Source organism: Flavobacterium aerium (assembly GCF_030766725.1).
In the GTDB taxonomy this organism is placed as follows: Bacteria; Bacteroidota; Bacteroidia; order Flavobacteriales; family Flavobacteriaceae; genus Flavobacterium; species Flavobacterium aerium.
In genome coordinates this window covers 168,986-181,579 of sequence record NZ_JARQWR010000007.1, presented here as the reverse complement: position 1 = coordinate 181,579, position 12,594 = coordinate 168,986, and the positions used below count along the sequence as shown (strand labels likewise).

Here is a 12,594-nt window from a genome sequence, read left to right as displayed (position 1 = left end):
AGCTAAATTTTTTAAAAAGTGAGTTTAGCGCAATATACTAAGGAATTCTCCTATAATTTAAAACTTGCATATCCTGTAATTTTAGGAATGTTGGGGCACACATTAATTGGAGTAGTTGATAATATCATGGTGGGAAAACTAGGAACGACAGAACTGGCAGCAGTTTCATTAGGGAATAGTTTAATCTTTATTGCAATGTCTGTGGGAATAGGTTTTTCTACAGCGATTACTCCAATTGTAGCACAAGGCGATGCCGAAAAAGATACTGATAAAGTAAGAGCTGCTTTTCATCATGGTTTGTTACTTTGCACCATATTAGGGATTTTACTATTCTTGTTTGTTTTCCTCTCAAAACCATTAATGTATTTAATGGATCAGCCACAAGAGGTAATCGATTTAGCTTCCCCTTATATTGACTGGGTTGCCTTTTCACTAATACTGATGGTTATATTTCAAGGATATAAACAATTTGCCGATGGACTTTCTCAAACTAAATACTCCATGTATGCCGTAATATTTTCCAATGTAATCCACATTGGATTGAACTACTGTTTGATTTATGGGATATGGATATTCCCAAAAATGGGAATCATTGGAGCGGCATTAGGAACTGTAATTTCTAGAGTTTCTATGGTTATATACATGCATTATATTTTATCTAGAAATGAAAAACTAAAAATCTATTTTAAGAATTTCAGCTTTAGCCAAATTAAAAAGGAAATGCTTAGGAAGATCGTAGGCCTCGGTATTCCATCCTCAATGCAGATGTTCTTTGAAGTAGCTTTATTTACAGCAGCGATATGGTTGTCAGGATCTTTAGGTAAATCCAGCCAAGCCGCCAATCAGATTGCATTGAGCTATGCCTCAATGACTTTTATGTTTGCTATGGGATTGAGTGTAACTTCTATGATACGCGTAGGAAATCAAAAAGGATTGAAAGATTTTGTCAAATTAAGAACCGTAGCGCGATCTATTTTCCTTTTGGCACTTGTAATAGAAACCGTTTTTGCGATAATATTTATTTCATTCCATCAGTATTTACCACACTTCTTTTTGAATATGGAGAATATAGATTTAATACAGGACAATGAAGAAGTAATTCGTATCGCCTCACAGTTATTACTAGTTGCAGCTATCTTTCAATTATCCGATGGTATTCAGGTAGTTGTATTAGGTGCATTGAGAGGATTACAGGATGTTAAAATGCCTACTTTAATAACATTCGTTGCCTATTGGATTATTGGATTTCCTATTTCATTTTATTTAGGGAAATATACAGAACTAAAAGCAACAGGAATTTGGATTGGACTTTTAGCAGGATTAACAGCTGCGGCAATATTTTTGTATATTCGCTTTAATTTTTTGACAAAAAAATTAATTGAAAACAAAATAGAGATTGAAGCATAATAAACAAACGAATTAAACAACGATATGGAATTACCAAAATTTGTATTAGGAGACAATACGGATCATCCAGATGATATTTTTATCATTCACCTTGATTACCCAAGATTTATAATCAATCTAGCAGATGATGAGGTAGAATTTTTGGAAGAATTAGATGAAACAGAAGAAGATGAGTTAGAGTCTGAAATGGAGAAATTAATTACTGAAGCCAATGCATTCTACGATAGAGAAATGCTACGTTACGAAGAATAAAAAAAGGGCAATCATATTGATTGCCCTTTTTTTTTACCAAACTACTGCATCAGCAAGATCAGTGTCTTTTTGTGGAGCTAATCCGTATAAATAGGTTGCAATTTTCCATTTTCCTTCTTTATTTCTTTTTAGTAACCAGAATTCTCTAAATTTAGGAGCGGTAGTTTTTCCAGATTCAATCTCGGTAACAGAACCAGTAGATTCTTGAGATCTTACATAAGCTAAATCACCAACGGTGTAGGCATCAATAATATTAAAGAGATTACCCTCATTAAATCGAATAACTTTTACGAGTTCACCGTATACAGCTTCTATATTTTTAAGACCGCTAATCGCTTTTTGATTCTCAGGAACCAAAACTGAATCCTCGGTAAATACACTCATAAGTTCAGGTAAAGAACCTTTTTTTAGATAACTATTGTATGTTGAAACAAATTGTATTGCTTCTTGTACTTCAGGTGTTAAAGCAAAATTTGCTTCTTTTAAAATTTTATAATCCATGATATTCTATTTTAAATTATTTATTGAGTTTATTTTTAATATTCTTTTTTAATTTGATCGGCAATATATTCGGCTGCCATAATTACAGTAGGATTTGTAGCTACAGAGGGAACATCTGGGAATATTGAAGCATCAGCTACGTGCAATCCATTTATACCGTGTACACTTCCTTTTTTATTGACCACAGCCATGGGATTATTTTTTTCACCCATTGGAGCAGATGAAGTGATGTGTAAACAGGATTCGACATTTTTGCGAATTAATGCTTTGAGCTCTTCAATATTAGAAGGAAGTATACTGCCATCACTAAACATTACCGATACAACTTGATTCTTAATCGGTTCTTGTCCCAGTATCTTTTTAACCTGATGAATACTTTCCATTAGAATTTCTAATTCTTTTTCGTCAGAAAGAAGATTTAAACTTACCCTTGGAGAACCTAAAATGTTATCTGGATCAAGTTGTAATTTTCCTTTTGAAATCGGACGGCATCCACAAGCAATAATACCAAATGCTTTTCCAGTAGGAGATTTAGATACATCGGCAAAATGATTAAATCCTAGATAGTAATCAAGCTCATTACCTTCCGCAAGACTTGATTGTAGCCAAACATTTCCTCCAATAGGAGGCGAAGTTGCTCCATCACCATTAATATTGACTTGCAGATAAATTTGTGGTTGATCCATTACAAATTGACCTACGGGTAGGTCTGCAATTACTGGAATTTTGAGTGCTTCAAGTTGTTTTTTTGGACCAATGCCAGAACGAAGTAAAATACCTCCTGTACCAATAGTTCCAGCAGATACGATTACATTGTTAGCATGTATACTTTGACCATTATCTAAAAGAACACCTGTTGTATTTCCATTTTCAATGATGACTTTGTCAACAGTAGTATTTCCTATGATATGTAAATTTGGACGTTTACGGACCTTTTCTGATAGATATGCAATTCCAGTATTAATACGAACACCATCTTTTATATTAACAGAATACATTCCTACTCCTTTAGGGAAAGGGATGTTTAAATCTTCTTGATAAGGAATCCCCGCATTTATCGCTGCTGTTACAAAATCTTGAGCAGTTTTTGTAACTTCATCTTTTTCAAGAACACGCACTGGGATTGGGCCACTTCGTCCATGCCACTGATCATCACCAAAATTAGCATTTTCAGATTTTTTGTAATACGGTAGAACCTGTGCAAATTCCCATCCGATTAATCCATTTTTAGTCCAACGATCAAAATCAGATTCTGGCGCATGCATAAATGCAGCTGCATTTATAGTCGATCCACCACCAAGTACTTTAGCTCTAAACAAACCTTTTGTAGGAGTTTCAGAATTAATCTCTTTTGGAAGTTCCCATATAGAATTACTGTCCCCACCTACATTTTTTGCTAAAGCAAGGTGATCTGGATATGCATTTGGTACATGGTTTTTACCAGCCTCAATTAATAAAATAGACTTAGCACTTTCTTCACTTAGTCGACTAGCCATAACAGCTCCACCAGAGCCACCACCAACTATGATAATATCATAGGTAGATTGAATATTCTCTTTCATAATTTTTGTATTGATATTGAGTAGAAGATTTGTTGAGGTAAAATAGTTTCAAAATTCTGGCTTTAAAATGACTTCAGAATTAAGGGTTTTATTTGTATTATCTTTGTATCCAATAAGTTATATGTAAAATTAAGAAATAAGACTGTCTTAGGAAAGACCAATAAGTCGGTAAGAAATACCATTATGGTAACAAATTGATCAATTTATAGAGTAGAGAGGTCAAATTGAACCAAAATGAATCCACTTTCAAAATAAATATTGAGATTATTGTAAGATAAGGATGGCAGTATAGATAGATTAATCTATAGACTTGATGTTGTGTTCATAAAAAGTTAAATTTTATGAGACTATTGAAAAATATATTTTATACTTTTATATGGATTTAAAATACTTATCTAGTAAAAGATTAGCGGCAGAAAAGGGTGATATTTCATCGTTTTGTACCGCTTTTTTTTGTGAATCCAATAAACTCAGTACTTCAGGGTGATTATAGAAATGTAATTTGAGCTGTTCATTAATTGTTTCGACAAGCCAATATTGATTTTGCTCTTTTCTTTTTTGATCAAAATAATGATTCTCTTTCGTTAATTGGACAAAATCCTGAATGATACCCCAAATTTCATCAATTCCATCATGTGTTATTGAACTACACGTTGAGGTTCTAGGATTCCAACCTGATTTTTTTGCGGGGAAAAGATGCAAAGCTCTATTGAATTCAGTTTTAGCAAACCGTGCCTTTTTTATATTATCACCATCTGCTTTATTGATTACTATCGCATCGGCCATTTCCATGATTCCTCTTTTTATACCTTGTAATTCGTCACCTGCTCCAGCAAGTTTTAAAAGGAGAAAAAAATCAACCATGCTATGAACGGCAGTTTCACTTTGTCCAACTCCTACCGTTTCAATAATAATCATATCAAAACCACAAGCTTCACATAAAGTTATTGTTTCACGCGTTTTTCGAGTAACACCTCCAAGGGTTTCGCCAGAAGCAGATGGACGAATGTAAGCATTTTCATCTTTGACTAATTCTTCCATTCGGGTTTTATCCCCTAAAATACTTCCATGTGAAATAGTACTACTAGGATCTACAGCCAGTACAGCTACTTTTTTCCCTAAACCAGTAAGATATTTTCCAAAGGCTTCAATGAAAGTACTTTTACCAACACCTGGAACTCCCGTTATACCAATTCTTAATGATTTGCTGGCATATGGAAGACAAGCTTTGATAACCTGATTAGCTTTTTCTAAGTGCGTTGGATTTGTGCTTTCAACTAATGTGATTGCTCTGCTTAAAGCCGTTTTATCTCCTTGTAAAATTGCTTCAATAAGTTGTTCTGCTGAAGGTTGTTTATTTCGCAGTTTTTTTATTTGCGTAGCGGAAGATTCACTGACTATTTCAGGACGTGAAATACCATCTTTTTCATGCAAAGCACTTTTATTGAATTTAGAGTTTGTCACACGATTAGTTTAGAAATGTAAAATTAAATAAAAATGTCCAGTGTTCCATTTTCAACTCAAAATTAAGAATTAAATATGAAACACTGAACATTCAGGGCTAGACAATATGAATTATCAGCTTTAAGCTGCCAGTATAGTAAATTAATAAGCTGCTGTAAAACGTTGATGATGATGATTCGCCTGTTCTGCTTCATCAACAATTACTACAGCTAAATCTTCACCAGATAAAATACTTCTGTTATCAGCATCAAATACTGGCGTATCAAGACCTACTCTGTATTGACCAGTTCTACCAGTCGAAATACCAGGATGCATTTCTAATGCAGGACTAAAGAATACCCAATCAATTTCTTTTTCATTTTTAATTTCATTCAAATAATCACGAGCAGCTGTAGCACCTGCTTTATATTCTGCGGGAAATTCTGGAGTATCTACAAACTGTAAATTTGGAGCTGCAAATAAGCTTCCTGCACCACCAATAGTGATGAATCGTTTTACACCTGCTTTTTTTACAGCAGATTGAATTGCTCTTGAACCAGCAAGAAAGTCATTGTATAAGTTAGGGTTAGTCCATCCCGCATTAAAGGCGCTAATCACGACATCATTACCGGCTAATACTTTACTTAATTCTTCTACTTGCAATACGTCTGCTTTAACCCATTTTACTTGACTGTTTTGAGTTTTTGTCGCTTCTGGATTTCTTGCGATGGCAGTAATGTCATGATTTCTTGAAATCAATTCGTTTAAAATGTTTGAGCCTACAAATCCTGTTGCTCCAATAATTGCTACTTTCATAAATAATAAGTTTTTATATAATAAAAATTGTTACAGTTTAGAGTAAAAAAATAGATTAAAATTTTTCTACAAATTCTGCAAGACTGATGTTCTTTAAATGTGTACTAATACTTTGATTAATATCATCATACAAATGATCAAGGTTATTGTTTATTTGTTTACCAACTGGGCAAGCCGGGTTAGGTTCATTTTTTGAATAACCCAAAGTAACTTTGTCAAAAGTTATTTTAAAAATATCTTCTAAGGTAATATCTTTTGCAGATTTTATCAATTTTGTTCCTCCATTTTTCCCTTCCTTACTTTCAACTAGATGATTTTTTTTAAGATTACTTATCTCTTTTCGTACTAATACAGGATGAATGTTTAAGCTACCCGCAATATAATCTGATGCCAAATATTCGTTTGGAGTTTGCGCTAGTAAAGTAAGGATGTGGGTCGATATAGCAAATTTTCCTGAAATCATACTGTAATAAATTATGTTACAAAATTATAGTAAAAACTTAGATGGACAAACACTTTTTTAAAATTTAACTATTCTTTAGGGATGAAGGGTTCACGCCTTGGTGTTTCTTATAGTATTTGTTGAGATGACTTTCATCTACAAAACCGAATTCATTAGCAATCGTTTTTAAAGAGACATTGCTATGCAAAAGCCGCTGTTTGATGGCATTTATTTTATATTGAGCAATATAATCCCGTAGCGTAATATTCATTTTATTCTTGAATAAGATACCAAGATAATTAGGAGAATAGAAAAACTCATCTGCCATTTTTTTTAACGTAAGCTGTTCGGGCAATTGGATATTCTTCTCGATATAATATAATAAATCCTCCATATCGTAAGCATTTTTAGTCTCGTAAGGTTGATGAGGAGAAAGATTAAGTACATTTTTTTTAACCAATGTCAACAATATTTCAATCATTTGATAGACTAAAGTTTGACTATATACATCATGTTTTTCATGTTGAATTAAGATTTGATGAATTAAGGTAGAAAGTAACGTCAAATCCTCTTTTCCCTGAATTAAATTCCCATTTATTTGTTGGATATTATTCAGTAAATGATCCATTTCTTTACTCCATTCATTGTAATTTTCTTTACGAGTGAAATTTTTGAAGTATTGAGGTGTAAATTTTAAATAGATAAAATGAGTCTTAGTCGTAATATTGAATTCATGAAAGTCTTTTGGTCCTAGTAAATATAAATTTCCGGGCTCATAATCTTCAGATTGATTATTCAAATTATGAAAGCCAGTTCCTTTATTTATATAAATGATTTCATAATAGTTATGATTATGAACGGGTAAAACCCATTGATCAGTCTCAAAAGACAGTAGTTTAAGAGGCTCAAATTGAATAAATCTTTTCATAGGAAATAACAGGAATATTTCTTAATCGTTTTGTACAAGTATCTGATAGAATAGTACAAATATAGTTGATTGTATCCGTTCTAAATTTGCATCAGCAAAAAAGCTTTATAATGTCAATAAAACAAAAATATACAATTCTCTTTATTTTAGGTGGTTTATCAGCATTGGCTCCTTTTAGCATAGATATGTATCTCCCTGCTTTTCCATCAATTTCTAAAAGTTTGAATACCGATATCTCCCAAGTAGGACTGTCTTTGACAGCTTATTTTATAGGAATTAGTATTGGTCAACTTTTTTATGGACCAATTACCGATAAATACGGACGAAAAAAACCATTACTTTTCGGATTATCAATCTTTCTTTTAGCTTCAATAGGTTGTGCATTATCCCCATCCATAAATTGGTTGATTGGTATGCGTGTAGTATTGGCATTAGGTGGATGTGTTGGTATGGTAGTAAGTAGGGCAATAGTAAGAGATTTATTTCCAGTAACAGAGATTGCAAAAATATTTTCAATTCTAATGCTGATTGTTGGAGTAGCACCTGTACTAGCGCCTACCATTGGAGGATGGGTTTTGAGCGTTTCAACATGGCGTACAATATTTTATTTCCTTACAGGATTCAGTTTATTACTTATTGCAGCAGTATATTTTTTCCTACCCGAGAGTAAACAACCCGATACCAGTAAGTCCTTGTCATTTCAGAATGTACTACAGGAGTATAAAACAGTATTAGAAGATAAATCATTTCTATTTTATGCCCTAGCAGGAGGAATTGCTATGGCAGGAATGTTTGCCTATATTAGTGGATCACCATTTGTTTTTATGAAATATTTCAATAGCACAGAAACAGAATACAGTTGGATTTTTGGAGCCAATGCCTGTGGTTTAATTATAGGATCGCAAATAAATAGATTGTTGTTAATGAAATGGAATACGGTTCAAGTTGCTGCAACAGTTTCTGTATTATTATGTTGTATCGCGTTAATATTGTTGAGTTTATATCATCTTGAAATGCTTGATAAAAAGATATTAATAGTATTACTATTCTGTTTTTTACTCTGCTTAGGAATGTTTGTTCCTAATGCTACTGCCTTGGCCTTAGCACCATTTACGAAGAATGCAGGAAGTGCATCAGCATTACTAGGGTTTTTACAGATGCTATGTAGTGCAACCATTTCAGGATTAGTAAGCTTCTTACATGATGAAACGATGTTCCCAATGGTATTCTGCATGTTTCTATGTGGAGCAATCAGCTTTATGACCATCAGTTTCTTTCATCTGAGACAGAAAGTATTAAAATTTCAAAATATATAAGTAAAAATAAAAATGGACAATCTACTATTGATCTTCCTCTGTTTAGCTATTGGTTTGGTTTTGCAAAAAGTAAAATCATTTCCAACCAATAGTTATCATGTACTGAATCAATTTGTGATTTGTATTTCGTTACCTGCCATAGCTTTTTATTTTATTCCAGAAATCAAAGTAGATCAAAGTCTGTTATTTCCATTAGCAGTCGCCTGGATTACATTTGTAGGATCATTTATCTTTTTTAATATACTGGGAAAATGTTTTGGATGGTCCAGAAAACTAATAGGCTGTTTGATTTTGACAGCTGGATTAGGAAATACTGCCTTTGTAGGATTTCCAGTTATTGAAGCCTTATATGGAAAAGAAGGAATAAAAACGGCCATTATTATAGACCAACCGGGAACGTTTGTGATTCTATCCACATTAGGAATTGCAACTGCCGCAATCTATTCCAAAGGCAAGCCTAATTTTTCTGATATTCTGAAAAAAGTTTTTTTATTTCCGCCATTCGTAGCATTCCTATTGGCATCCATTATGAATCTGATGGATTTACACTTTATAGATACCTTTCAATCCGTATTTCAAAAATTAGGAAGCACTGTCACACCATTGGCATTAATCTCTGTGGGGCTTCAACTGAGAGTAGAAAGAAAAAGCAAACATTGGCAATTTCTATTTTTAGGACTAGGTTATAAATTAATGTTATTGCCTGCCCTAATTTATCTGCTATACGTTAAAGTCTTTGAAGCAAAAGGTATTCCAATACAAATATCGATTATAGAAGCCGCAATGGCACCTATGATTACAGCAGCAATAGTATCAGCATCCTACGGGCTTAAGCCGAGATTAAGTAGTATGATGATTGGTTTTGGAATTCCAATATCCTTCATTACACTAGCCTTCTGGTATAGTATTGTGCGGTATATATAACAATAATTAAAAGAATCATCAATACACAAAATAAATTAAAGTAATTCAATGAAAGAAGAATCTACAATTAGTGCTACAGCACAGAATCCAGTAGTACAAAAAACGGTATATTCGATACTGTTCTCAATAGCATTTGCACATCTAATGAACGACATGCTGCAATCTATTATTCCTTCGGTTTATCCAATAATTAAAGAATCCTACAATCTAACCTTTACTCAAATTGGTATGATTACGTTTGCCTATCAAATGGCAGCTTCAATCCTACAACCATTTGTGGGGATTTATACCGATAAAAAACCACAACCTTTTTCGCAGATAATAGGAATGATATTTACCACAGGAGGAATTGTTGTATTATCCTTTGCGGCAAATTTCCATATGATATTGGTTTCCGTAATTTTGGTAGGAATTGGATCTTCAATTTTTCATCCAGAATCATCCCGTGTTTCCTATTTAGCTTCAGGAGGAAAAAGAGGTTTAGCACAATCGATCTTTCAGTTAGGAGGTAATGCAGGAAGTGCAATTGGCCCCTTATTAGTTGCTTGGATTGTTGTACCACATGGACAAAGACATATTCTATGGTTTATTATTGTTTCCATTATTGCTCTATGTATTTTAAGTATAGTAGCAGTATGGTATCAAAATCATTTAAGACTTAAAGCCGAAAAGAAAGCAATTGAATTACCAGATTTGTCAAAATCTCAAATCGTTTGGTCTATAGTAATCTTATTAGTTCTGATTTTTTCAAAATATTTCTACATGGCCAGTATGTCTAGCTATTTTACTTTTTACTTAATTGAGAAATTTGGATTGTCAGTACAAGACGCGCAGTTCCATTTATTCCTGTTTTTGGGAGCAGTAGCAGCAGGAACATTAATTGGTGGCCCATTAGGAGATAAATTTGGTAGAAAATACATTATTTGGTTCTCCATTCTTGGAGCAGCACCTTTTACATTAATGTTACCTTATGCTAATTTATTTTGGACAGGTATACTATCAGTAATTATCGGGGTAATTATTGCCTCGGCATTCTCAGCGATACTTGTATATGCACAAGAGTTATTACCAAAGAAAGTAGGAATGGTTTCAGGGCTATTTTTTGGATTCGCTTTTGGTATGGGAGGTCTTGGATCAGCTTTATTAGGATATTTGGCCGATAAAACAAGCATTGAATATGTATATCATTTGTGTGCATTCCTACCATTAATAGGTATTATAGCAGTATTCTTACCAAATTTGAAAAAGAAAAAAGCCTAAGCAGAAAGCATATATAACAGTAGTTTAAGAAATAATGCAGTCATTTATTGGGACATTTTAGTTAAATTTATAGTCTATTAACTATTAAACCCCAATATATGTCAAGTACAAAATGGACTATTGATCCAGCACATTCAGAAATTCAATTTAAAGTTAAACATTTAGTAATATCTACTGTAACAGGATCTTTCCAGCATTTTACTGGTGAAGCAGTAACCGATGGTGATTCCTTTGATCAGGCAGAAATAAAGGTTTCAATTGAAACAAAAAGTGTTGATACAAATAATGAACAGAGAGATGGGCATTTAAATTCACCTGATTTTTTTGATACGGCAAAATTTCCTGTATTGAATATTAAAACAAGTTCAGTAAAACAAAAAGGAGAAGACCTTAAGATTGTAGCAGATTTTACGATTAGAGATGTTACAAAATCAATTGAACTAGAAGGAGAATTTGGAGGAATAGCAAAAGATGGATACGGAAATGTAAAAGCAGGATTAGAAGTGACCGGAACACTTAATCGTAAAGATTTTGGACTGAATTGGAATGCTGTTATTGAAGGTGGGGGATTGACTGTTAGTGAAAAAGTAAAAGTGATTGCACATTTACAGTTTGTGAAGCAAGCATAATAGAATAAGCTTAATATTTAAAAGATGAAAAGATTATTTAAAACAGCGCCGAACAAATATTTTTACAATATTATGATCTTAGTTGTTCGAGTGACGATAGCGCTATTTATGTTGACTCATGGGCTTGGAAAACTAAATTTATGGATGTCAGGAGAGCCCATTGTTTTTCCAGACCCATTAGGAGTAGGAGATACATTTTCATTAGCATTGGCTATTTTTGCCGAAGTGATATGTTCTGTATTGTTATTAATTGGTTTAGGAACAAGACTGGTAGTAATTCCATTAATTATCACAATGATTATTGCTGTATTTGTTATACATAGCGCAGATGGGTTTGAAAAACAAGAACTGGGAGGACACTATTTATTGGCCTACCTTTTATTATTAGTTACTGGAGGAGGGAAATATTCTATAGATCACTTTATATCCAGAAAAATGAATCCAAGACATCATTATAACTTATAATCATATGAAACTTAAACCAAAAGAATCAGCACTCGTTCTAATTGAATTTCAACATGATTTTACCTCAGAAGGAGGAGTATTCTATCCAGCTGTAAAAGCAGTTATGGAAGCAAATAATATGTTGGAAAATACAGTGAAAACAGTTAGAGAAGCCCGAAGAGCAGGGATTCATATTGTACACGTTCCTATTTCTTTTACAGAAGATTATCATGAACTAACTCCAAATCCTTATGGGATTCTGAAAGGAGTAGTAGATAATGGAGCCTTCAAAAAAAATAAGTGGGGATCCGAAATTGTAGGAGTATTAAAACCTCATGATACAGATATTGTTATTGAAGGAAAAAGAGGATTGTGTGGCTTTGCCAGTACAAATTTGGATTTCATATTGAGAAGTATGGGGATTAAAAACATTATGCTAGCTGGTTTTTTGACGAACTGTTGTGTAGAATCAACGATGCGTACGGCCTATGAAAAAGGGTATAATGTAATTACACTTACCGATTGCTGTGCAACTTTAAGTCAGGAGGAACATGACAATGCTTTGGAAAAAGATTTCCCTATGTTTAGTCAACCGATGCAACACTCCGATTTTATTCAAACAATAAAGGAGAATACAGAAGTGAAATTAGAAGGTAAAGCTTACGAATAA

14 protein-coding genes are annotated in these 12,594 nt (G+C 33.2%); 8 read left to right on the top strand and 6 right to left on the bottom strand.

The features are described 5' to 3' along the window. Nucleotides 1-18 precede the first annotated feature (18 nt). Nucleotides 19-1,407, top strand: a complete 1,389-nt coding sequence (locus P6733_RS11270) for an MATE family efflux transporter (RefSeq protein ID WP_306352997.1) — start codon at nucleotides 19-21, stop codon at nucleotides 1,405-1,407. 24 nt (nucleotides 1,408-1,431) lie between these two features. Then, nucleotides 1,432-1,659: a hypothetical protein gene (locus P6733_RS11265; RefSeq protein WP_306352996.1), complete on the top strand. Its 228-nt coding sequence runs from the start codon at nucleotides 1,432-1,434 to the stop codon at nucleotides 1,657-1,659. 33 nt (nucleotides 1,660-1,692) lie between these two features. Here P6733_RS11265 and P6733_RS11260 read toward each other — a convergent pair whose 3' ends face one another. From P6733_RS11260 to P6733_RS11235, 6 genes are all read right to left on the bottom strand, one after another. Then, a complete protein-coding gene (locus P6733_RS11260; RefSeq protein ID WP_306352995.1) occupies nucleotides 1,693-2,160 on the bottom strand; it encodes a YybH family protein in 468 nt (155 codons plus the stop codon). Between the two features lie 35 nt (nucleotides 2,161-2,195). Continuing rightward, nucleotides 2,196-3,722 (bottom strand): GMC family oxidoreductase, encoded by a 1,527-nt coding sequence (locus tag P6733_RS11255; protein ID WP_306352994.1) that lies wholly within the window; start codon nucleotides 3,720-3,722, stop codon nucleotides 2,196-2,198. A gap of 372 nt (nucleotides 3,723-4,094) precedes the next feature. Next, complete coding sequence (gene meaB / locus P6733_RS11250) at nucleotides 4,095-5,186, bottom strand: methylmalonyl Co-A mutase-associated GTPase MeaB (RefSeq protein ID WP_306352993.1); 1,092 nt, start codon at nucleotides 5,184-5,186, stop codon at nucleotides 4,095-4,097. Nucleotides 5,187-5,327: 141 nt separating this feature from the next. Further along, nucleotides 5,328-5,981: an NAD(P)-dependent oxidoreductase gene (locus P6733_RS11245; RefSeq protein ID WP_306352992.1), complete on the bottom strand. Its 654-nt coding sequence runs from the start codon at nucleotides 5,979-5,981 to the stop codon at nucleotides 5,328-5,330. Nucleotides 5,982-6,036: 55 nt separating this feature from the next. Then, a complete protein-coding gene (locus tag P6733_RS11240; RefSeq protein ID WP_306352991.1) occupies nucleotides 6,037-6,444 on the bottom strand; it encodes an RrF2 family transcriptional regulator in 408 nt (135 codons plus the stop codon). 64 nt (nucleotides 6,445-6,508) lie between these two features. Further along, nucleotides 6,509-7,351: an AraC family transcriptional regulator gene (locus P6733_RS11235; RefSeq protein ID WP_306352990.1), complete on the bottom strand. Its 843-nt coding sequence runs from the start codon at nucleotides 7,349-7,351 to the stop codon at nucleotides 6,509-6,511. A gap of 110 nt (nucleotides 7,352-7,461) precedes the next feature. On the opposite strand from P6733_RS11235, the gene P6733_RS11230 reads away from it, so the two are divergent. The 6 genes from P6733_RS11230 to P6733_RS11205 all read left to right on the top strand — a co-directional run bounded on the left by P6733_RS11230 (nucleotide 7,462) and on the right by P6733_RS11205 (nucleotide 12,594). Then, nucleotides 7,462-8,667 carry a multidrug effflux MFS transporter gene (locus tag P6733_RS11230; RefSeq protein WP_306352989.1) on the top strand — a complete coding sequence of 402 codons (1,206 nt, stop codon included), beginning with the start codon at nucleotides 7,462-7,464 and terminating at the stop codon, nucleotides 8,665-8,667. 12 nt (nucleotides 8,668-8,679) lie between these two features. Then, nucleotides 8,680-9,591: an AEC family transporter gene (locus tag P6733_RS11225; RefSeq protein ID WP_306352988.1), complete on the top strand. Its 912-nt coding sequence runs from the start codon at nucleotides 8,680-8,682 to the stop codon at nucleotides 9,589-9,591. A gap of 48 nt (nucleotides 9,592-9,639) precedes the next feature. Further along, complete coding sequence (locus P6733_RS11220; RefSeq protein WP_306352987.1) at nucleotides 9,640-10,851, top strand: MFS transporter; 1,212 nt, start codon at nucleotides 9,640-9,642, stop codon at nucleotides 10,849-10,851. A gap of 98 nt (nucleotides 10,852-10,949) precedes the next feature. Next, entirely contained in the window at nucleotides 10,950-11,480 is a 531-nt protein-coding gene (locus P6733_RS11215) for a YceI family protein (protein WP_306352986.1), read from the top strand. Nucleotides 11,481-11,504: 24 nt separating this feature from the next. Further along, nucleotides 11,505-11,945 (top strand): DoxX family protein, encoded by a 441-nt coding sequence (locus tag P6733_RS11210; RefSeq protein ID WP_306352985.1) that lies wholly within the window; start codon nucleotides 11,505-11,507, stop codon nucleotides 11,943-11,945. A 4-nt stretch (nucleotides 11,946-11,949) separates the two neighbouring features. Further along, on the top strand, nucleotides 11,950-12,594 hold the full coding sequence (locus tag P6733_RS11205) for a cysteine hydrolase family protein (protein WP_306352984.1): 645 nt from the start codon (nucleotides 11,950-11,952) through the stop codon (nucleotides 12,592-12,594).